The sequence below is a fragment of the Chryseobacterium lactis genome (assembly GCF_003815875.1).
In the GTDB taxonomy this organism is placed as follows: Bacteria; Bacteroidota; Bacteroidia; order Flavobacteriales; family Weeksellaceae; genus Chryseobacterium; species Chryseobacterium lactis.
In genome coordinates this window covers 2,576,431-2,596,823 of the sequence record NZ_CP033924.1, presented here as the reverse complement: position 1 = coordinate 2,596,823, position 20,393 = coordinate 2,576,431, and the positions used below count along the sequence as shown (strand labels likewise).

Here is a 20,393-nt window from a genome sequence, read left to right as displayed (position 1 = left end):
TCATCTGTAGCTATGGTATTTTTGTGTATATAAAATCAACAATATTATGGCAACTAAAAAAATAGAAATCGTAGTATCTCCAAGACCTGCACACTTTGTAGGTGATGGTTTTAGAGTTCATAATTTTATTCCAGGCGTACATGGATTAGATATGAAAAGAATGGATCCTTTCATTATGCTTGATTACAATTCAAAATTTCATTTCAATGGTTCAGACAGACCCAGAGGTGTTGGGGTACATCCACACAGAGGTTTTGAAACGGTAACCATCGCTTATAATGGAAAAGTAGAACATCATGACAGTGCCGGAGGAGGTGGAATTATCGGAGAAGGCGACGTACAGTGGATGACAGCTGCAAAAGGCGTTCTTCATAAAGAATATCATGAAACGGAATGGGCAAAAAAAGGAGGAATCTTTCAAATGGTTCAGCTTTGGATTAACCTTCCTGCTAAAGATAAAATGAGCAGTCCAAAATATCAGGCGATCGAAAATTCTTCTATGGAAACGGTAGATCTGAAAGAAAACGGACTGATCGAAGTTATTGCCGGAGAATATAACGGACATAAAGGGCCTGCTACGACTTTCACTCCTGTTCATATGATGAATGCCAAGCTTAAAGCAGGAGGAAAAGCGGAATTTAATTTCCCCGCTCATTTCAACACTGCTGCTTTAGTCATTGAAGGAAATATCACCATCAACGGCGAAGAAAGGGTGAAGGCTGATCATCTTACTTTGTTTAAAAATGAAGGAGAAACATTCACTATTGAAGCAAATGAAGATTCAGTGATCTTAATTATCAGTGGAGAGCCGATCAATGAGCCAATTTATCCTCACGGTCCTTTTGTAATGAATTCCAGAGAGGAAATTATGCAGGCTTTTGAAGACTTTAACACCGGTAAGTTCGGTTATCTGGAAGACTAACAAAATTAAATTTATCGTAATCTTCTGTTATTCCTTTTTTATTAACTTTATATAATATTTGGGTAACCATAAAGAATTAACAACCTAACAGGTTTTAAAAACCTGTTAGGTTTAATCTCCACAAAAAATATCTTTTAAAAAATAATGAAACAAGAATTTGAAAATATCGCTCTGGTAAAAACTGATAAAAGATTTGAAATAGAAGTCAACGGACATTATGCATTCATTGATTATCGTGAAACCATGCATCAGATTGCCCTGGTACACACGGAAGCTGAACCAGAGCTTGCCGGAACAGGTGCTGCTGCGGCCGTTGTAGAAAAAACACTTAACTATATTGAAGAGAGTGGCAAAAAACTACTACCATTCTGTCCTTATGTTTTGGCATTCATCAAGAAACATCCGGAGTGGAAACGTATTGTAGATGAGAGATTTGAAGGGTATGACAAACTTTAAATGTTCTGCACAACCATTTCAATCTATTTAAACAACTCAAAAAAGAATTATTTTATGTCAAATATTGGACTTATCATCGAAGAAAAAGCTGCTGATATCGGTAATTTCCTGGTAGGAAGGCTACTTCCTTTCCGTGAAAAAAGAGCAGTAGGGCCTTTTGTTTTCATCGATCACATGGGACCTTCAGAATTAAAAGATTATCAGAATCTTGATGTTCCTCCGCATCCGCATATCGGATTATCAACTTTAACGTATCTGCTGGAAGGATCTATCTTCCATAGAGACAGTATCGGAAGTGCTGTTGAAATCAAACCCGGTGCTGTGAACTGGATGACTGCCGGTAAAGGTGTTGTACATTCAGAAAGAACCCCTGAATATTTGAGACACAGTGATAAAAGACTTCATGGATTCCAGATATGGGTAGGTCTTCCCAAGCATCTTGAACAGTCTGAGCCTACTTTTCACCATATAGAAGAAAATGAAATCCCGGTTTGGGAAGAAGATGGAATTCAGTATAAATTAATTGCCGGTGAAGCATTCGGAAGAACGTCTCCGGTTCCGGTTCACAGTAAATTATTTTTTATTGAAATTAAAACAAAAGAGCCCAAGAAAATAAGCATCGGAAAAGATCTTTATGGAGAAGCAGCCATGTATGTTTTGGATGGAACAGTGACCACTGATGGAAATTCTTACGGCTCAAAACAGTTGATGATCGCTAAAGACACCAAGCTTTGTGAATTTGAGATGAGCGAAAATGGTACGGTGTATTTATTTGGAGGTGAACCTTTCGATGAAGAGCGTTTTATATTCTGGAATTTTGTAAATTCTGATAAAGAAATGCTCGACCAGGCGAAAGTAAACTGGAATGACCAGAATCACGAGGCATTTCCGCTTGTTCCGGGTGACGAAACTGAATATGTGCCGCTTCCAAAAGCTATTTTAAACAGAAAATAAATCCGACCATAAAACCATGAAAATAGTAGCGTTTGCAGGAAGCTCCTCTTCTACATCAATCAATCGTGAGCTTGTAAAGTTTGTTTTGAAAGATTTTCAGAATGAGGAAATCAATCTGCTGGACCTGAATGACTTCACCATGCCTGTTTTTTCTGTAGATCTTGAAAAGAAAGGATTTCCGGATGAAGCACACCGGTTTTTAAAAATGATTGAAGAATGTGATGTCATTATCTGTTCTCTTGCAGAACACAACAGGTCATACAGTTCGGCATTCAAAAATGTTTTCGACTGGTCTTCAAGGATCAATGTAAAGGTTTTTCAAAACAAACCGATGTTTCTGATGAGCACTTCTCCCGGTGGATATGGAGGAGGAAATGTAATGAATACGGCAAAAACATTTTTCCCGCAGTTTGCTGCAGATATCAGGGAAACCTTTTCACTTCCGAAGTTCTATGAGAATTTCGATCTTGAAAGTGGAATTATTCATCCTGAAATGCTTGCTGATCTTAAAACCAAGATAAACAATTTTAAAAATCAGATGACATCCAATGACTAAAGGTAGATTAGAGGCTTTCAGTGATGGGGTTTTAGCCATCATCATCACCATTATGGTACTTGAACTGAAAGTACCGGAAGGAAGCAGCTGGGCGAGCCTTAAGCCTATTTTACCTAAATTGCTGGCTTATATTTTCAGCTTTATTTATGTAGGAATCTACTGGAATAATCATCATCATTTGTTTCAGGCGGTAAAAAAAGTAAACGGAAGTATTCTCTGGGCTAATCTTCATCTGTTGTTCTGGCTGTCTCTGATGCCTATTGCTACAGAATGGATAGGAACTACAAATTTCGCAAAAAACCCAGTTGCCACTTACGGCATCGGATTGATTATGAGCGCAATTGCGTACACTATTCTGGAAAATGTCATCATCCGGTGTGAAGGTGAAAATTCACAGCTAAAAGAAGCAATACATTCGAAATTTAAAGAATATATATCGATTATTTTTTATGTCTTAGGGATCGCTACTTCATTTTTTTATCCTTATATTGCCATAGGTTTTTATTATATCGTGGCTCTTATATGGCTGATTCCCGACAGAAGAATCGAAAAATCATTAAAAGAAAATTGATATGGAAACACATAAATATCCTAACGGTGATATCACTGTAATCTGGCAACCCCAGAAGTGCATTCACTCTGCTATATGTGTAAAAACTCTTCCAAAAGTCTATAATCCTAAAGAAAGACCCTGGATAAAAGCGGAAAACGCAACTCCCGAAGAGCTTAAGAAACAAATAGATTTATGCCCCTCAGGAGCATTAAGTTATAAATTCAATACAAAACAATAATGGCGGTAACGGTAAAAGCAAGTTTAGGAAAAACAAAATATTATACAGAGGTTACGGCAGGTGAAAATACAATCATTACCGACGAACCTATCGATAAAGGCGGGCAAAATAAAGGATTTAATCCATTGGAAATTCTTGCAACATCTCTCGCAAGCTGCACGGCGGCAACCTTACGAATGTACATTGAAAGAAAAGAATGGGATGTAGACAACATCAATGTGGAGGTAGAACTTGAAAATTATCCACTCACCAAAAGAGCGGTTTTCAAAAGAGACATCAGCTTTGAAGGAATCCTGGATGATGAGCAGCTGAAAAGACTGCACACCATTGCAGATGCATGCCCTGTACACAAAATATTAACCAACGACATAGAAATACTAACTAAATTCTCATAACATGATCGAAGTAAAACAAAACAACGACGAGAAACACGGAAGTTTTGAAGCTTTCATAGATGGAAGACGCGCAGGAATGATGACTTACACCTGGGCCGGAGAAGAAAGATTTATTATTGACCACACTGAAGTGGAAGAAGCCTACAACGGAAAAGGGGTAGGTAAAGAAATGCTTATGGCAGCAGTTAATTTTGCAAGAAAGAATGGAAAAAAGATTATTCCGCTCTGTCCTTTTGCAAAAGCAAGCTTTCAAAAGAGTGAGGAGCTTCAGGATGTTTTAGTCAATTAAAAGAGTTCTCCACCCTCAACAATATAAACCTTTCAGAGTAGATCTTTGGAAGGTTTTTTTATTTAAAAAAAATTCACCAACGCCTTTCTTGTGATTAAATTAAAGATGTATAATTCAGTCCGAAGCCAACTGGAGTTTAAATTCACGATTCACGATTGATCTTTTTTATATATTTGCTAAAATTTAAAATCTAAGCATGAATCCAGGAACTATCCTTTTGCTATTTGTTTTCATCTATTTTATCGGCCTTTTGGTGATCTCTTATTTTACAAGCCGAAATTCTGACAATCAGTCATTCTTTATCGGTAACAAAAAGAGTAAATGGTGGCTTGTTGCATTTGGAATGATAGGAACCAGCTTAAGTGGTGTTACCTTTATTTCAGTTCCGGGAACTGTAGGGAAAATGACCGGTTCGGAATATATTTATGGAGGTTTTGAATATTATATGATGGTGATTGGTTTTTTCATCGGATATTTTATTGTAGCCGCAATATTGCTTCCTCTGTATTATAAGATGAACCTGACTTCTATTTATACGTATTTAGGAAAAAGATTCAACGTAGAAGCGCATAAAATCGGTTCCATATTCTTTATTATTTCCAGAGCAATCGGTGCTACGGCAAGGCTATATCTTGTGGTCAATGTTTTACAGATATTTTTGCTTGAAGGCCTTGGAGTTCCTTTTTGGGCCACTTCTCTTGTTCTTTTGTTGATGGTACTTCTCTATACTTTTGAAGGCGGAGTAAAGACGATTGTGATTACGGATACACTGCAGACTTCTTTTATGATTATCAGTTTGGTTGGATGTATTATTTATATCCTATCTAATCTTAATTTATCTTTTGGAGAAGCTTATACTATTTTAGAACAAAAAAATTATACTCACTTTATTAATTTTGACCCCAATTCCAAGACATTTTTCCTCAAAACCATATTGGGTGGAATTTTCATTACGATTTCCATGACCGGCTTAGATCAGGAAATGATGCAGAAAAACATCTCTGTGGATAATCTTAAGAATTCAAAAAAGAACATGCTGACTTTTGCAGGAACACTTCTTATTGTGAATCTTGCTTTCCTGTTTTTAGGAGGTTTACTATATCTTTTTGCCTTACAGCACGGAGCTGATTATGGAACAATTAACGGAGATACGATTACTAATATTTTTGGATTTAAAGATGCTTCAGGCAATATAAAAAATATTATGGGGGATGATCTTTTCCCTGCATTGTCACTTCAGGGATATTTCCCGATGGCTATTTCAGTTATTTTTATTATTGGACTGATCTCAGCTCTATTCCCTTCTGCTGATGGTGCTTTAACGGCAGTAACGAGTTCTTACTGCGTTGATTTATTAAACCTTAATGAGGACAAAACAAAAACTGAAAAAGAAAAGAAAAGACTCCGTATGAAAGTACATTTAACTTTCACTGTGGTTTTCTTTATTCTGATTATGGTGTTTAAAGCATTGAATGATAAATCAATCGTTTATCTGATTATGGAAATTGCAGGGTATACGTATGGACCGTTATTAGGGCTTTTTGCTTTCGGAATTTTCACCAAATTTAAAATTTCAAGAAAGTATTCAATTCTTGCCGTTACGATTTTGGCTCCATTAGCTACTTATCTTATTAATTTTGCTATTACCAATTACACGGATTACCGGATTGGCGTAGAATTAATTGTTCTCAACGGGTTGTTGACGTTTATCGGATTATGGCTGGTAAAGGATAAGCAATATTTAAGGGTCGTTTAAACTTCTGGAACTTTATAAAAGTAAAAAGGCTGTTTTCAACATAGGAAAACAGCCTTTTTTATCATCATTATTTTTCTATTCTTTAATCCATTTGAAGGTTCTTTCAATGGTTTTAGTTTTAACTTTAATCAGATAATCTCCTTTTATAAGTTGAGTTAAATTAAAGGCTTCTACATTATTATGAGTAGCTTTATTATTCAGCTTACTCAATACTAATTTTCCGCTTACGTCATATATATTGATATCATACGCTTCACTGGTGTTCGCAAATTTAATATTCAGAAGACCTTTACTCGGATTAGGATATACTACAAATATTTCTTTATTTTCTTTTACTTCATTTACACCCAACACTTCTTTATTAATCCTAAAGTTAACAGGGTTAATATTAAAAAACACATTCCCTGCTCCTGCTACCATAATCCGGGCCTGTGTTGTATTTACGTCAGGAATCGTAATCGTTTCTGAACCATCATTTGGTGTAGAAGCAACAATAGTGGTAGGATAAGTAAGTCCTCCATCTGTTGATAATAAAATACTCACATTGGCACAACTTACAGGTGCAGCTGTTGTATTGGCCACATCCCATGTGATGGTTTGTGAAGAATTTCCCATCCAGCTTACGGCTGTACTTGGCGCAGTTACCCGGAACGGGCCGGAATTCCCATCGACAGTAATAATTGCATCATCATTGGCTACTCCTCCACAACCTGCATTATTATCTCTCGCTGTAAGTCTGAACTCCATAGTTCTGCCATATGATGGTAAAATTTCTCCTTTGGTTGTGGTATTATTAATTATATCTGTCAATCTTGGGAAGTATCTGTATGGAACCGTTACTGGCATAAATGACCTGAAAATTGCCGCATTTCCAGTTGGAGTATTCCAATCTCCTTCAGGGCCATTATCGTTTTGTTCCCAACAATAAGTAAGTGCGTTATTTTCAGTATCGGTTGCAGAACCGGTAAGCTTAAATGGAGTGCCCTTAGGTATTGTATAATCAGTTCCTGCATTTACAGTAGGCGCTGTGTTGGAAACTGGATTGGTCACCGGACAAGTTGCTGATTGAACTGCTGTAGTGATAGACTGGAATGAGCGAGTATGGAAAATAGGAATACTGTTGCCGGCTAAATCATTTACATTTCCGCAAATTCCCGCATACCCCATAATTGTAATCCCACTTCCCGGTTCTACAGCAGCTTCAGCATCCCGATTACCTTCTCCACAACTCCCTGTCGTTGCATTAAAAGTATGTGGTCCCCAAAACTGATGCCCTACTTCATGGCAAACGTAATCAATATCATAAGGATCACCAACTGGATTAGATTTACCTGTGATTCCTTGTGCTTTAAGGTCAGGGTCACATATTCCAAACTCAGCTAATCCACCGCCGCCCGTGCTAAAAGTATGCCCTATATCATAATTATCAGTGCCAATTCTTGCATCAATCTGAGTCTGGCTTTCATCAATTAATATACTATCCGTATCATTACCATTAAATGGATCGGTATCAGGATCTGTAAAGATAATGCTGGTCTCATTCGGAACTAATACCAATCTTACAGCCACCTCTTGTTCATAGACACCATTTACTCTGTTGACAGTTGTCACGATCGCAGACAAGGTTTGAGCCACAGTTGGAGAAGCTAACCCTGTAGCCGCTCTTGCATACTCTCCAGTACAAGCTACTGCAAATCGGAAAACTCTAATTTGATTTCCAACACTCGGAGTAACGCTTTTTTGCGCGGTTTTTTTTTCTAATTGAGATTTTTTGTCTTTGGTTCCGCAAATTATTGGGCTCTGATTAATTAAATCATTTTTCTTATAAATAATATAATTACCAAAATCATTTTTTGCATAAGGATCAATATAAACATCCCCTGTCATTACAGATTTTATCTGCGCATGAAATCCCAACTCTGTAAAATCTAATTTTATGGTAGCATATTTGTCATCAACTCCTTGTCCCGTGAAAGTAACCAGCTGAGGAAACTCATTCGTCAATTTAGGAGCCATTACTGAAGATTTCCAAATCTTAAATTTTGCCTTTGTTCCATCCGGCATAGGCAAAATAATAACCGGTGCCTTATTTTTAGAATCATTATCGCTTAACTCCGGAACCGAATTAAAATAGGTTTTCATTGCGGCTACATCAAGCTTGTAGGTGATAAATTTTTCCGGCTGTATCATTCTGTCACCTGATTTGGCATTAACAGACCTTTCGTTAATCTTTGTAAAAAAGTCCTGTGCTTTTCCTAAAGAAATGGATACAATAAATATCCAAAAATAAAGTAGTTGTTTAATCTTCATTGTTTATGTGTTTTAATTTTAGAATAATAATCAAATAGTTAAAAATCAATCATTTAACTAAAATGATTATAAATTTAAACAATAAACACACATGAAAAAACAGATAATTCCGATTGCTTAACAAAAAGAATCAAAATTGTAATTATATGAAAATTAAATACTTACAAAACAATTAACATGATGAAAAATATAAATAAAAACAATCCTTTTTTTTATCTTAAATTTTAAGAATTACCAAAATTTTCGTCATGAGAGATCCGGATATTAGAATAACCGGTAACTATTTCTCACAGAACGATCTCTTTCAGTATCTTTGAAAGCAACAATAATTACCTATTTAAATAAAAAAAAGAATTAAAAACTATGAAAAAAATCATTTCACTTTTCATTTTTTTCCTCGCTTTAGGTTTTACTAATGCACAGGAGAATTTTGAAGTTTCTACCTTAAGAATCGGTCCTTATAAAATTTTCATGCCTAAAGTGGAGGCTGAAAAAATTGCCGGTGCAAAACTGAACAATACAGATAGCAATAAAAAAAATATAGTGAAATATAATGGTGAAAGTATACAGATTGACCTGTTTGAGAATTACATCAATGAGGCTAATCCCAGTGTTCCATCTATCACTTATATGACTACGACCAGTAAAAAATTTAAGACCAAAAGCGGAATTGGTGTTGGAAGTACCAGAGATGACCTTATCAACGCCTATCGAAACTATAGTAATTTTGCTGTACGTCCTGATTGGGATGACAAAGGCAACCCTATTAAAGATGTCGGTTATTTCAGTCTGGAGGATAGCCAAGCCGGAACACAATTAAGATTTAAATTTGTAAATAATATAGTGACTGAAATTTCTGTTTACCTCAACGAGGGCTGCTAAAAGCAGGAAAATAGTAAAATATATAAAGATCCGGGTTTCCATATCCGGATTTTTACATTTCCATAAGCCGTCAAAAAATTGTAAATTCGCGTGCAAATAAATCAGATATAATGAGTAAAAGTATCGAAGAGTTAAAATCTCTTACTACACAGATCAGAAGAGACATTTTAAGAATGGTTCACGATGTTAATTCAGGACACCCGGGTGGAAGCTTAGGTTGTACAGAGTTCTTTACCGCACTTTACGGAAAGGTGATGAACTATCATCTTCCTTTTACCATGGAGGGAAAGAATGAAGATCATTTTTATTTGTCAAACGGACACATTTCACCTGTATTCTATTCAACTTTGGCAAGATTCGGTTTCTTTCCGGTAGAAGAATTGAAAACTTTCAGAAAACTGAATTCAAGATTACAAGGTCACCCAACCACTCACGAGGGTCTTCCGGGAATCAGAATTGCTTCAGGTTCATTGGGACAAGGACTTTCTGTTGCTCTTGGGGTAGCTCAGGGTAAAAAACTGGACGGAGATCAATCTCTTGTATATTCTCTTCACGGAGACGGAGAACTTCAGGAAGGTCAGATCTGGGAAGCTTTGATGTATGCTGCTGCTAAAAAAGTGGATAATATCATTTCAACAATCGACTACAACGGACGTCAGATTGATGGAGATACAGACGATGTATTAAGCTTAGGAAATCTTCATGCTAAACTGGAAGCATTCGGATGGATTGTTTTAGAAGAAAAGAACGGTAACGATCTTGAAGCTGTGATTGCCATCCTTGAGAGAGCAAAAGCAGAAACAGGAAAAGGAAAACCGGTAGCGATTATGCTTCATACTGAAATGGGTTACGGAGTAGATTATATGATGGGATCTCATGCATGGCATGGAAAAGCTCCTAATGACGAGCAGTTGGATGCAGCTTTCAAGCAATTATATTTAGAAGCTCCGGCGGATTACTAATATCTTAAACATCAACTCATCAAGTTTCCATGAAAAAATTCATCTTAATCTGTTTTCTTTCAAGCTTTATTTTGGGTGTTGCCCAGGAGAAAAAGATTTCTTTTGCGAAAGAAGTTACCTATAAGTTTGTTGAGAAAAATGCCTCGGCTGGTTCTATCAAAACATATTTAAGTAAGAATAGCGAATTTTTGACTCAAATTAAAATGAGTGTCAATAATTTTCCCATGTTATTCTATACAGATGCCCTCGGGACAACTTCTGTGAGCTTAGCTATGAATAATCATCTTGATGGCTCTGATGTCTTTGGCTCCATATCGTATATGGGAATGTATGAACCTCCTTTCGAGGACAAACAGGAATATATATTGGATAGCAAAAAGCTGAACACGCAGGAAACGATTTTGGGCATTCCATGTTCGCATTATTTAATTAACTACAAATTAAAGAATGGAGAAAAAAGGAAAAAAGATGATGATTTTAAATTATGTATTGATGAAAAGTCTTCCTATAACAATTATCAGGTTCTGAACGGATTATTAAATTATTTCCAAAAAGGAGTAAGATATAAAGGTTCGGGATTAAAAGGAATGATTTTAAAAGGTGGCCCTGAAAAGACTTATGATACTGAGCATTTTGTAGCATCATCTATCAATGATACTAAGGACGAAGTTTATTTTGATCACAAAAAGGCAATGACGGATCAGCAGAGAAAAAAAGACTCTGTAATGCTGGCATTTCAGAAAAGAGAAGCTGAATATGCAACTGATTCTACTACGGTAGCCGTTGATTCTGCAGTAGCCGTAAGTGATTATAATAATGATTCTTATATTCCGGATTATGTTTCTGAATATAAAAAGAAACGCGACGAGGAAGGTAGTTTGGCCATTCATGAAAGTAGTAACAGTAAGCTTTTAAAAGGAATACCTACGCACTGTGTGAATTTTGAAAAGAACCTTCCGGAATTCAAAAACAAGGATGTAAAAGGTCATTTGAAAAATTATGTAGGCCAAATGTGTGATATGTACCTTACACAAGCCAGCTATCACACGGTAGGCATCAAAATAACATTGGATGAGATAAGACGGGAAATAGTCTACCTCAATGAAATTCAGGAAAAACTTGATGCATCTGATAAAAAGAAATTAACCAATTATTTAAAAAATCTAGATTAAAAAAATAAAAATGAAATATACATATACAGAAAAAAAGGACACTCGTTCAGGATTCGGAGCCGGATTAGCAGAACTTGCTGACAAAAACCCTAATGTTGTAGCACTTTGTGCAGACCTTGTGGGTTCTTTAAAAATGGAGAAATTCATTGAGAAAGCACCGGAAAGATTCTTTCAGGTAGGTATTGCAGAAGCTAATATGATAGGACTTGCTGCAGGTCTTAGCATTACGGGAAAAATTCCTTTTACAGGAACTTTTGCTAACTTCTCTACTTCAAGAGTATACGACCAGATTCGTCAGTCTATCGCCTATTCTGGAAAGAATGTAAAAATCTGTGCTTCTCACGCAGGTCTTACTTTGGGAGAAGATGGTGCTACTCACCAGGTTCTGGAAGATATCGGTATGATGAAAATGCTTCCGGGAATGACTGTAATCAATCCTTGTGACTACAATCAGACTAAAGCAGCGACGCTTGCGATTGCTGATTTTGAAGGTCCTGTATATTTAAGATTCGGAAGACCTACCGTGCCTGTATTCATTCCTGAAGATATGCCTTTCGAAATCGGAAAAGGAATTATGCTACAGGAAGGTACTGATGTAACTATTGTTGCAACAGGACACCTTGTATGGGAATCTCTGGTAGCTGCTGACGAGCTTGAAAAAGAAGGTATCTCTTGTGAAGTGATCAATATTCACACGATCAAACCTCTGGACGAAGAGATCATCTTAAAATCTGTTGAAAAAACAGGTAAAATTGTAACTGCTGAAGAGCACAACTATCTTGGTGGCTTAGGTGAATCTGTTGCAGGAATGCTTGCAAGAAAAAGACCTACAAGACAAGAGTTTGTAGCGGTAAATGATACTTTCGGAGAGTCTGCAACCCCTGCAGAATTGATGAAGAAGTATAAGATTGATTCTGCTGCAGTGAAAGAAGCTGTAAAGAGAATTTTAGCTTAAGATAAGCTATTTATATAACACAGAATGGGGCGGTTTCTTCGAAACCGCCCCATTCTTATTTTATCAGTCAACTCCAATATTTCTCAATTGAAAAGTTGATCTTTTTTAACTATTGTTCCGGTTGATCAACAGGAATTCCTACTGCTTTTAAGACTGGATGTAATATTTTCTCGATATACTCATCTTCTCTTCTTTGGGATGCTTTAGAGCCTGAAAAATAATTACTGATCTTGTAGTTTTTCACAAACTGGTTTCTCTTTTTTCCGATCACATAATAGCAGCTGCCGCTTTCATTCATGATAAAATACTCCATTTCATCGAAATTCATAATCTTTTTAGAAAAGAAAAGTTTTCTGTAAATACATTTTTCAGATCTATTAAAAATATAGGTTACAGGAATTTTGAAAAAGAGATCATACAGAAAATACACCATATAAACACCCCATACTACCAGGGCTATTTTAAAGTAATCTCCTGACCACTGCCCTGCATAATAATAACATATGCCAGCAAAAGCCAGAACACCAAATACCAGCCACCATACCAGTGTACGGATAAAACTGTAATTTGGCATGAGACTGATCTCATTTCCAGTTTCTTTAAACTTATAGCGGTCGATTACGTTCATTACCTTCCTGGTTAATGTTCATGATATCTTCTGTTTCGTTCACCATTTTCTGAATCCCTTTATGAGTAAGAGCCTGCCCTATAGTGAGTCTTTTTTTCTTTCCGTCAACATAAAAATGAATAGACAACATTACATTGGTCGTAATTAACCCCCAATATTTCGTGGCCACTACTTCAAAGTTGGCAAAGTCCTGTATAGGATATGTTTGAGCCGGGACAAAAATACTATGCTTGCCGGTGACCGTCTGTCGGTCCATATCAATAATAAACTTTTTAGCAAAGAAATTGATCACAATAAGGACAACAAGGGCGATGAGCACAAAGCTCAAAATTCTTACATCCTTGAAAGTTAAAATAGCTATTACTATAAAAAACAGGGATAGGATAGATATAAAGACCGGTTGGTTCTTAAAGATGTATAGGTTTCCATCTTTTTTATAAAAATTAAGTGTATTCATATTCGTTTTATTATAATTTGGTTGGGTTTTGCGAAAGTAAAGTATTTTTATTAATAAGGTTGAATAATTTCGCCTGTTAATCGTATTTTGTGTATTTAATTTAATTACCCCAGGTATTCATCCATTCCAGATATTCATCTTTATATTCATTATCATTGAGTCGGATAATTATATCTTTCAAATCTTTATCTTCAAATTCATAATCGGTAACAGTAAAAATCAGAAAAATATCACGGCCGGTGATTGAGCTGAAGAAGTTCTCTTTTTTAAGTTTTTCCAAGACATCAGTGCAGACAGAATAAAGTTTAGATTGAAAATCATAGAACCAGTCATCATCTTCATTCTTTTCAAGTTCTGTTCTCAGCTGGGTACAGATCTCGTTAAATTCATCATGGGCTCCTTCCATTTCATAGGCCCATTCTGCAGGTTCATATTTATAATACAGTTGATCATTTTCGTCTGCATGTTTAAGCATCTCAAGAGTGTTAGAGGCGGGACAAACCGTCATCGCTCCTTCATCACTGTATAATGCAAAGCTATAGATATTTTCAGAACCATGCTGTTCATATATTTCTAAAAAAGCTTTTTTAGCCGCCTTTTCTATTTGCTCTTTCAATATTTCGAAATTCATATCTTGATCATTAAAATGGCCGGTAAAATTACCCTTATCTTTTAAATCAGCCTACTATCTTTTTAAAAGCTTCAGCCATTTTCACGATTATAGCTATTTTTTTGAATATCTCCGGTTAACAGAGCAATTGCTTGTAAAACTATTTTAACAGCCTAAAACAAAGTCATACGGCTTCCAAATAGATCATTAGCAATATTATTCCGGTCCAAGAAAAAGAAATCTAATATATAAGCTTGGATAGTAGATAGACGGGAACCTTATGTACACTTCACGCATATTATTTTATTAAATCTCTTATCTCATAGAAATATACAATAGGTTAAATAAAAAACATACGGAAAAACTGCCAGAAAATAGCAGGTCACATTAAAAGAGCTGATGAAAATATATTGATAGCTGACCGATATTATCCGATCGGGTGTACTCTTTATTTAAAAAACTTCCATTTCGGAATAATCGCCAACATTCCAAATCCTGTAAACAGGAAAAGATTGGTAACATCCGTATACAGGAATGTTGATAAGTAGTAGTTGTGCATAAAGAAGTGCAACACCAAAAATGCCGGGAACATGTAAATCCCAATTTTGCGATAGAAGAACATAAGCACCAATCCCACCATCATCAGAAAATCAATGGAAAAGATCACATAAAAATACCATCTCGGGATGTCCAGGTATTCATGCTGCAGATATTCATCTACATCAATTCCTAATCCCATTACGGTAAATAACATTAAAGCAGCAAAGGCTAATACGAAACCCCATCCTTTCTTTGGATCTTCATCAAAATAGCTGTATTCTTCCATAGGTACAAAAATAAAGAACTTATGAGAGATTTCATAAGTTCTTTTATAATAATTCGTTTAAAATTTGAATTAAATAGAGATCGCGTTGATCAGTCTGTTTTTATCACTTAAGTACTCCTCCATAGAGATCATACTTTCAGTTCTCATTACATCCTGAATGTCGTCTATCTGATAAATAATTCTTTTAGCATCTTCTGTATTCTTAGCTCTCACTTTACAGAAAATATTATATTTTCCGGAAATAACGCTAGCTTCAATTACGTTTGGAATAGTTGACAATTCTTTCAATACTTCCTGAGTACGGTTTGATTTTGTCAAAAGGATTCCGATGAAAGCTGTAAAGTGGTAATCCAGCTTCCCATAATCGATATTAAGAGATGATCCCAAAATAATACCTGCATCTTCCATCTTTTTCACTCTTACGTGAATTGTTCCAGCAGAAACGTCCATCTGCTTTGCAATTTCTGTAAAAGGCATTCTTGTGTTTTCTACTAAGAAATCAAGAATCTTCTTGTCTATTTCGTCCAGTTGATAGTTCATATTAGTTAAATTACAATTTCTTTAAAAAATCTATGTATTTTTTGCAAATTTACGAAAAATAATTTAACTAAAAAAAATATATCAAACATTAACAATAATTAACACAGATGATAAAAATCATTAAAATATTCAAATTATTTACCATTTGATTTTGTAGAATCTGTTTTTATTTCAGGTTTGGCTTCTTGTATTTTTTTGTCTTTTTTCTTCTTTTTAAACAAAGAATTAAAGCTTTTACTCCACATCACCCCTACTCCATACGCCTGATTAGCAGAACCGTTTGTACTGGCCATTCCCATCCCGATATTGGTAGGTTTGGAATATCCACGGATCAGCAATGTTCCGTCATTCTTTTTAGAAAGGTCATATTCAATGGATCCTTCTGTGGAAAGGTAGTTAGCCTGTGTTCCATCTGTCTTTGATAATGGAATACCTAACCCGGTTTTCACATTTACTCTAGGTGAAACGGCAACACTAACTCCGGCATTGGCACGGTCTCCAATATTTGCATTCTGATCTCCTTTCACATAATTAAGGTCAATCTGAAATTCATTACTCATGGTGTTAAGAACAGATCCCAACTGCTTTAAAAGCATATTATATCCAGAAGATTCCGCTACGTTTCCAACATTCACATCCACACCTCCACTATTAGACACGTTGAAGGTACTTAATAAGAGAACTGAACCAAACTGGAGAACCTTCTCCCCTTCCTGACTCATTTTTGCGGCCAGGGTTTCTCTTACCTGACTGGAAACATCTAAAGCAGTTACGTTTAGATCGATTTTAGGGTTTATTAAAGACTGGGTAATTTTAGCCTGGAGCAAAATACTGATCGGCTGGAGTTTCCCCATACTAAGGTACTCTCCTGCGTTGGAAACCATCCTTACATAATTAGCTGAAATATCCAGTGACGGTTTCATAGCATCACCATCCCATCTGATGCTGCTGTTCTTTTCAATCTGGAAGGTTTTATTAAGGATTGCTTTAGACACAAAAGTTCCGTTATCCACCTTATATGTACCACTCATAGCAATATTTCCTTGCCTATTCATCTGGAATTTCAACGGATCGGCAACTCCTTTTACGGTAATATTTCCGACATCATCACCAACAAGTACATTAACTGTAGTTCCTTTATCAACAGCCAGATTGAAATCAATGTTCATATTGGCTCCTGTTTTCTTTTTCTCTTCAAGAGTTACAAGACCGTCTTTTCCTTCCTTCAGGAACCTCAACATCTTAAATTCTTCCACATTTGAAGTCGAACTGGAGTTAAAAGTAAAGGTACTTCCATTGAGTGCCTTCATATTTGGGGTGGTTATGCTTAATCCGGAAACGGGTCCATCCACATACAAATCTCCCTGACCATATACTCTTCCCCAGAAAAGATCAAAATCTTTTTGTGCCGTATTCAGCATTAATAAATTATCTGCTCTCATTACGAGCGAAACCCCCATTGAAGAAAGTGTTTCAAACTGAATCGCCCCGGAAATATTTCCTTTGGAATTACTTCTGCCGTCATGCACTTCAATATTGTTGAGAATGGCAAGCCCTTTTGTAAGCTGAATCACTGTATCATCAAACGAATAATCTACCCCTGTAAATAAAAGTTTTAATCCAAAATCTTTTAAAGCAATATCACCATTGTAGTCAAGATTCCTTAGTTTTCCATTGATTTTAAGATCTCCGGTTGCCTTTCCTCGCATATTTCCAAAGATCGATTGTACAAACTGCTGGGTAAATGCAAGATCAAAATCACGCATCTGTGCCGTCAGGTCAATATCCGGAGAAGCTGTATTGTTATTCACAGTACCGGTAACATCCAGGGTATTGCTTCCTAATGCTCCTGCTGAATGTACTTTGATATCGATATCATATACATTTAAAGAAAATCCGTTTGTCGCAGAGATGGAAATATCTCCCATTTCATTGCCATTCATTTTAATGTCATCCACGGAAACATCAACCAACGGCTGCAACGTACTTTTATCCATTTTGATCTTAACGGTCCCGTTGGCAAGACCTTTTATATCCATCCCATTTCCTCCTGACTGCATTTCCAGAAGCTTTTCAATCGCAAAATTATCAATGTCTGCATCTACGTAGAAATCCTTCATCGATTTAAATTGCGCTTCCTTGATTAATAAAGCACTTTTATCAGAATAAATCCGAAGATTCCGGATATCAAAATCACCGGTTTTCTTTCGATAGGTAATGGAATGATTAAGTTCAGGGCTCGTATCTATTGCCCAGGTAACTTCATTGAACTTAACTTCTGTTGGTTCAAACCTAAAGACATAGTCTCCAAAAGCATCGGTAGACTGATCAACATTAATGGCATATTCTTTAAGCTTTTCATTAATTTCATCATCAGGACTTCCGTGTTTGAATACGGTCGCCAAATGAAGTGTCTGCCCATTCTCATTATTGCCCTTAAGCTCAAAATCTTTAATGATATTTTTATTATACTCAAGTTTATTAATCCTGGCATATATCTGCTGACTAAGATTGGCCGTATTGATCCTCACCTTCACACTATCTACCATTGCACTGTCTCTGCTCAGGCTCTTTCTATCATTAATTTTATAATCAGGATTGGCGGAGGCTAACGCTTTATCAGCATCGGTAATCTCCTCTTCCTTCTTCATGATGTATTTTAAAGCAGCAGCATCCAGGTTTAGAATAAGATTATTGGAATCTCCATTATATTCTCCTTCTACAATAGCTCCATGAGGAATTTTAAGATCGGGAAGGAAATAATTAACAATTCCCTGTTGTACATTGAAATTCATTGTAAAATTCTGTCCTCTGTACAATTTTCTTGGAGGTGGCCCCACCAATATTCTTCCGATTCCATTTTCAACCATTCCCACAAGGTCTGCAAGACTGTATCTTCCAGATATTTTTCCCGTAGCAGCTCCCGGTGCATCAACATCAATGACCCGTCCGCCTGCCTCAATAAATGTTTTTAGTTTGGCATTAGGAATATCATATTTTTCGGTCGCCGTCGCAAAGTGAAGATTATTAGCATTCACATCCAGGGTAAGATCATTAATGTTTGACATTGCCATTTTACCATCAACTTGTCCGCTCACAACCTGATTTCCAGGTTTTCCGGTAAAATAATTCATATTAAGATAACTGACATCAGCATTTACATCTGCTGATATCCTGGAAGTACTGAAATCGATTAATCCTTTAATGGTCGCTTTGGCCTGCTCGTCATTAACTGTAATAAGTCCGTTGTATTTTTTATGATCCAATAATCCGTCCAGATAGAGATTATTAATCACTTTATCCATTATTTCAATACTCGCAATCTGCGACTTGGTCGTAAGACGCATTGTATTGACATCAAAACTCTGTCCGTTAAGATCAAACTTCCCGGAGATTAAGCCTACTGATTTATTCTTTGTAATGACAGAAGTATTAAGATCTTTTACTTCCAGATAACCGACGTATTTAGGCATCGCGGTGCTATATCCCGTTAAAGAAAGCTTGGAAATTTTTGCCTGCCCGATTCCGGTTATTAAATTACCGTTCTCAACATATACCTGATCTGGGGTTACTTTTGCAGTACCGTTATACTTTAATTTGCCAAAATCATCCGCAAAATTCTTCATTTTGCTGGAAATAAAACTCGGCATCATGGCTTTTAAATCCTTATAGGTAAAATCCGTTGAAAGATCTCTCGTTTCAATTGAAAAATGGCCTTTCAACAGGTTGTCGACTTTCATGGTCTTTGTCGCAATATTCACATCCGGATTTGTGATCAGGAAATTTTCCAGATGGAATTTATTTAAAGGGCCGGTCATTTTCCCGGCAATATTAAATGGTTTAATATTATCCCAGTTGGTCACAAAATAACTAATGTCGTACCCGCTGATCTGGCTTCCCTGTTCGATATTCATATCCCAGCGGACCTTATCCGCAAAATCTGCCCACTTCCCATCGTTGAGATTGAATTTGATATTTCCCTGAAGTAAAGTATGATCTGTATTTAAAGTAAGATCTTTTAAGGATAAAAACTGGTGAGTTAAAGAAAGTTCCGTTGAAAAGGTATCCACCAGGTGTGATTTTCCCCATCTTGAGGTGACAAAGGACATATTATTAATCAACGCCGAAACATTAGGTCCATTGACCTTTACATTGGGTGCTTTAAGATTAAATTTCGTTGCCGTAAGCCATTTTCCATGTTCTCCTTCTGAATTTTGGTTAACAATGGAAACTTTAGAATCAATTATCTGAACTCTGGAATTTAACTGAAAAGGAGGTTTTTTAGGATCTCTTTTTTTTCCGTTGTCGAAAAGTTCTGTGAATCTGATAAAATTGGCAATACTATCGCCTTTGTAGGTAATTACTTTTATATCTGCATTAACAAGGGTAAGAGAGTTGAAACTTAAAGAATTACTGTTTCCGGAAATAGCATTTACAGCAAGAGATATCCAGTCTGAATCAGCACGAAACTCACGAGCTGTAATAAAATCAAATCCTTTATAATCTTTAACTTTAAGACCTTTAATGGTAACATCTCCGAAATAATTCACGTCTACACTTTCGGTAGAAAACCCTGCTTTAAAATCCTGGTTTACAATCTGAAGTGCCTGATCTGCTGCCCACTGCTTAGTCACCGGCAAATTAATAATGACCAATACACTTCCTACCAGAAAAAGCCCGATCCAAAAGAGAATCAAGAGAAGTTTTGCCCACCAGGTATAACTGGTAACATCTTTTACTGCCTGTTTACCAAATTCTTCCGCAGTTTCTACGGGATGATGTATAGCATCTGAAGCAAGCTCAGAAGCCTCTTTTACTGTTTCCCGAACCTTTCCCTCTACATTTTCAACAGTTTTCTGTACCTGATCCCCTAGGTTTTCAGCTACCGATTTTTTATTCTCATTCTCGTTATTATTCTCTAACTTTGCCATT

20 protein-coding genes are annotated in these 20,393 nt (G+C 36.2%); 13 read left to right on the top strand and 7 right to left on the bottom strand.

The window, feature by feature from the left end:
- Positions 1 to 46: 46 nt before the first annotated feature.
- The 9 genes from EG342_RS11550 (at position 47) to EG342_RS11510 (ending at position 6,119) form a co-directional block, all read left to right on the top strand.
- Positions 47 to 922: a pirin family protein gene (locus EG342_RS11550; protein WP_103290700.1), complete on the top strand. Its 876-nt coding sequence runs from the start codon at positions 47 to 49 to the stop codon at positions 920 to 922.
- A gap of 144 nt (positions 923 to 1,066) precedes the next feature.
- Positions 1,067 to 1,378 carry a GNAT family N-acetyltransferase gene (locus EG342_RS11545; protein ID WP_103290702.1) on the top strand — a complete coding sequence of 104 codons (312 nt, stop codon included), beginning with the start codon at positions 1,067 to 1,069 and terminating at the stop codon, positions 1,376 to 1,378.
- A 54-nt stretch (positions 1,379 to 1,432) separates the two neighbouring features.
- On the top strand, positions 1,433 to 2,332 hold the full coding sequence (locus EG342_RS11540; RefSeq protein ID WP_103291703.1) for a pirin family protein: 900 nt from the start codon (positions 1,433 to 1,435) through the stop codon (positions 2,330 to 2,332).
- Positions 2,333 to 2,348: 16 nt separating this feature from the next.
- Entirely contained in the window at positions 2,349 to 2,888 is a 540-nt protein-coding gene (locus EG342_RS11535; RefSeq protein WP_103290705.1) for an NADPH-dependent FMN reductase, read from the top strand.
- Positions 2,881 to 3,459, top strand: coding sequence for a TMEM175 family protein (locus EG342_RS11530; protein ID WP_103290707.1), 579 nt, complete (start codon positions 2,881 to 2,883; stop codon positions 3,457 to 3,459). The genes EG342_RS11535 and EG342_RS11530 overlap by 8 nt, the downstream gene beginning before the upstream one ends.
- A 1-nt stretch (position 3,460) precedes the next feature.
- A complete protein-coding gene (locus EG342_RS11525; RefSeq protein WP_103290710.1) occupies positions 3,461 to 3,679 on the top strand; it encodes a (4Fe-4S)-binding protein in 219 nt (72 codons plus the stop codon).
- Positions 3,679 to 4,074, top strand: coding sequence for an OsmC family protein (locus EG342_RS11520; RefSeq protein WP_103290712.1), 396 nt, complete (start codon positions 3,679 to 3,681; stop codon positions 4,072 to 4,074). The genes EG342_RS11525 and EG342_RS11520 overlap by 1 nt, the downstream gene beginning before the upstream one ends.
- A 1-nt stretch (position 4,075) precedes the next feature.
- Positions 4,076 to 4,363 (top strand): GNAT family N-acetyltransferase, encoded by a 288-nt coding sequence (locus tag EG342_RS11515; RefSeq protein ID WP_185126890.1) that lies wholly within the window; start codon positions 4,076 to 4,078, stop codon positions 4,361 to 4,363.
- Positions 4,364 to 4,559: 196 nt separating this feature from the next.
- Positions 4,560 to 6,119, top strand: a complete 1,560-nt coding sequence (locus EG342_RS11510; RefSeq protein WP_103290714.1) for a sodium:solute symporter — start codon at positions 4,560 to 4,562, stop codon at positions 6,117 to 6,119.
- Positions 6,120 to 6,194: 75 nt separating this feature from the next.
- Here the strand turns inward: EG342_RS11510 and EG342_RS11505 are convergent, their stop codons facing one another.
- Positions 6,195 to 8,429 carry a reprolysin-like metallopeptidase gene (locus EG342_RS11505; RefSeq protein WP_103290717.1) on the bottom strand — a complete coding sequence of 745 codons (2,235 nt, stop codon included), beginning with the start codon at positions 8,427 to 8,429 and terminating at the stop codon, positions 6,195 to 6,197.
- A 363-nt stretch (positions 8,430 to 8,792) separates the two neighbouring features.
- On the opposite strand from EG342_RS11505, the gene EG342_RS11500 reads away from it, so the two are divergent.
- From EG342_RS11500 to EG342_RS11485, 4 genes are all read left to right on the top strand, one after another.
- Positions 8,793 to 9,311 carry a hypothetical protein gene (locus EG342_RS11500; RefSeq protein ID WP_103290720.1) on the top strand — a complete coding sequence of 173 codons (519 nt, stop codon included), beginning with the start codon at positions 8,793 to 8,795 and terminating at the stop codon, positions 9,309 to 9,311.
- Between the two features lie 107 nt (positions 9,312 to 9,418).
- A complete protein-coding gene (locus EG342_RS11495; RefSeq protein WP_260232364.1) occupies positions 9,419 to 10,273 on the top strand; it encodes a transketolase in 855 nt (284 codons plus the stop codon).
- Positions 10,274 to 10,302: 29 nt separating this feature from the next.
- Positions 10,303 to 11,445 carry a hypothetical protein gene (locus EG342_RS11490; RefSeq protein WP_103290725.1) on the top strand — a complete coding sequence of 381 codons (1,143 nt, stop codon included), beginning with the start codon at positions 10,303 to 10,305 and terminating at the stop codon, positions 11,443 to 11,445.
- A 10-nt stretch (positions 11,446 to 11,455) separates the two neighbouring features.
- A complete protein-coding gene (locus tag EG342_RS11485) occupies positions 11,456 to 12,400 on the top strand; it encodes a transketolase family protein (RefSeq protein ID WP_103290728.1) in 945 nt (314 codons plus the stop codon).
- Between the two features lie 109 nt (positions 12,401 to 12,509).
- Here EG342_RS11485 and EG342_RS25485 read toward each other — a convergent pair whose 3' ends face one another.
- The 6 genes from EG342_RS25485 to EG342_RS11455 form a co-directional block, all read right to left on the bottom strand.
- A complete protein-coding gene (locus EG342_RS25485) occupies positions 12,510 to 13,028 on the bottom strand; it encodes a hypothetical protein (protein ID WP_246008773.1) in 519 nt (172 codons plus the stop codon).
- A complete protein-coding gene (locus EG342_RS11475; protein ID WP_103290730.1) occupies positions 13,006 to 13,485 on the bottom strand; it encodes a hypothetical protein in 480 nt (159 codons plus the stop codon). The genes EG342_RS25485 and EG342_RS11475 overlap by 23 nt, the downstream gene beginning before the upstream one ends.
- Positions 13,486 to 13,585: 100 nt before the next feature.
- Positions 13,586 to 14,116 carry a DUF4303 domain-containing protein gene (locus EG342_RS11470; RefSeq protein ID WP_103290733.1) on the bottom strand — a complete coding sequence of 177 codons (531 nt, stop codon included), beginning with the start codon at positions 14,114 to 14,116 and terminating at the stop codon, positions 13,586 to 13,588.
- A gap of 427 nt (positions 14,117 to 14,543) precedes the next feature.
- A complete protein-coding gene (locus EG342_RS11465) occupies positions 14,544 to 14,921 on the bottom strand; it encodes a hypothetical protein (protein WP_103290735.1) in 378 nt (125 codons plus the stop codon).
- A gap of 69 nt (positions 14,922 to 14,990) precedes the next feature.
- Complete coding sequence (locus EG342_RS11460) at positions 14,991 to 15,461, bottom strand: Lrp/AsnC family transcriptional regulator (protein WP_103290738.1); 471 nt, start codon at positions 15,459 to 15,461, stop codon at positions 14,991 to 14,993.
- A gap of 134 nt (positions 15,462 to 15,595) precedes the next feature.
- Positions 15,596 to 20,392 carry a translocation/assembly module TamB domain-containing protein gene (locus EG342_RS11455; protein ID WP_103290740.1) on the bottom strand — a complete coding sequence of 1,599 codons (4,797 nt, stop codon included), beginning with the start codon at positions 20,390 to 20,392 and terminating at the stop codon, positions 15,596 to 15,598.
- Position 20,393: the final 1 nt, after the last annotated feature.

What these genes read in the sequence shown, in the direction of transcription:
- EG342_RS11550 (WP_103290700.1), top strand. Translation starts at nt 47, where the DNA reads ATGGCAACTAAAAAAATAGAAATCGTAGTATCTCCAAGACCTGCACAC.
- EG342_RS11545 (WP_103290702.1), top strand. Translation starts at nt 1,067, where the DNA reads ATGAAACAAGAATTTGAAAATATCGCTCTGGTAAAAACTGATAAAAGA.
- EG342_RS11540 (WP_103291703.1), top strand. Translation starts at nt 1,433, where the DNA reads ATGTCAAATATTGGACTTATCATCGAAGAAAAAGCTGCTGATATCGGT.
- EG342_RS11535 (WP_103290705.1), top strand. Translation starts at nt 2,349, where the DNA reads ATGAAAATAGTAGCGTTTGCAGGAAGCTCCTCTTCTACATCAATCAAT.
- EG342_RS11530 (WP_103290707.1), top strand. Translation starts at nt 2,881, where the DNA reads ATGACTAAAGGTAGATTAGAGGCTTTCAGTGATGGGGTTTTAGCCATC.
- EG342_RS11525 (WP_103290710.1), top strand. Translation starts at nt 3,461, where the DNA reads ATGGAAACACATAAATATCCTAACGGTGATATCACTGTAATCTGGCAA.
- EG342_RS11520 (WP_103290712.1), top strand. Translation starts at nt 3,679, where the DNA reads ATGGCGGTAACGGTAAAAGCAAGTTTAGGAAAAACAAAATATTATACA.
- EG342_RS11515 (WP_185126890.1), top strand. Translation starts at nt 4,076, where the DNA reads ATGATCGAAGTAAAACAAAACAACGACGAGAAACACGGAAGTTTTGAA.
- EG342_RS11510 (WP_103290714.1), top strand. Translation starts at nt 4,560, where the DNA reads ATGAATCCAGGAACTATCCTTTTGCTATTTGTTTTCATCTATTTTATC.
- EG342_RS11505 (WP_103290717.1), bottom strand. Translation starts at nt 8,429, where the DNA reads ATGAAGATTAAACAACTACTTTATTTTTGGATATTTATTGTATCCATT.
- EG342_RS11500 (WP_103290720.1), top strand. Translation starts at nt 8,793, where the DNA reads ATGAAAAAAATCATTTCACTTTTCATTTTTTTCCTCGCTTTAGGTTTT.
- EG342_RS11490 (WP_103290725.1), top strand. Translation starts at nt 10,303, where the DNA reads ATGAAAAAATTCATCTTAATCTGTTTTCTTTCAAGCTTTATTTTGGGT.
- EG342_RS11485 (WP_103290728.1), top strand. Translation starts at nt 11,456, where the DNA reads ATGAAATATACATATACAGAAAAAAAGGACACTCGTTCAGGATTCGGA.
- EG342_RS25485 (WP_246008773.1), bottom strand. Translation starts at nt 13,028, where the DNA reads ATGAACGTAATCGACCGCTATAAGTTTAAAGAAACTGGAAATGAGATC.
- EG342_RS11475 (WP_103290730.1), bottom strand. Translation starts at nt 13,485, where the DNA reads ATGAATACACTTAATTTTTATAAAAAAGATGGAAACCTATACATCTTT.
- EG342_RS11470 (WP_103290733.1), bottom strand. Translation starts at nt 14,116, where the DNA reads ATGAATTTCGAAATATTGAAAGAGCAAATAGAAAAGGCGGCTAAAAAA.
- EG342_RS11465 (WP_103290735.1), bottom strand. Translation starts at nt 14,921, where the DNA reads ATGGAAGAATACAGCTATTTTGATGAAGATCCAAAGAAAGGATGGGGT.
- EG342_RS11460 (WP_103290738.1), bottom strand. Translation starts at nt 15,461, where the DNA reads ATGAACTATCAACTGGACGAAATAGACAAGAAGATTCTTGATTTCTTA.
- EG342_RS11455 (WP_103290740.1), bottom strand. Translation starts at nt 20,392, where the DNA reads ATGGCAAAGTTAGAGAATAATAACGAGAATGAGAATAAAAAATCGGTA.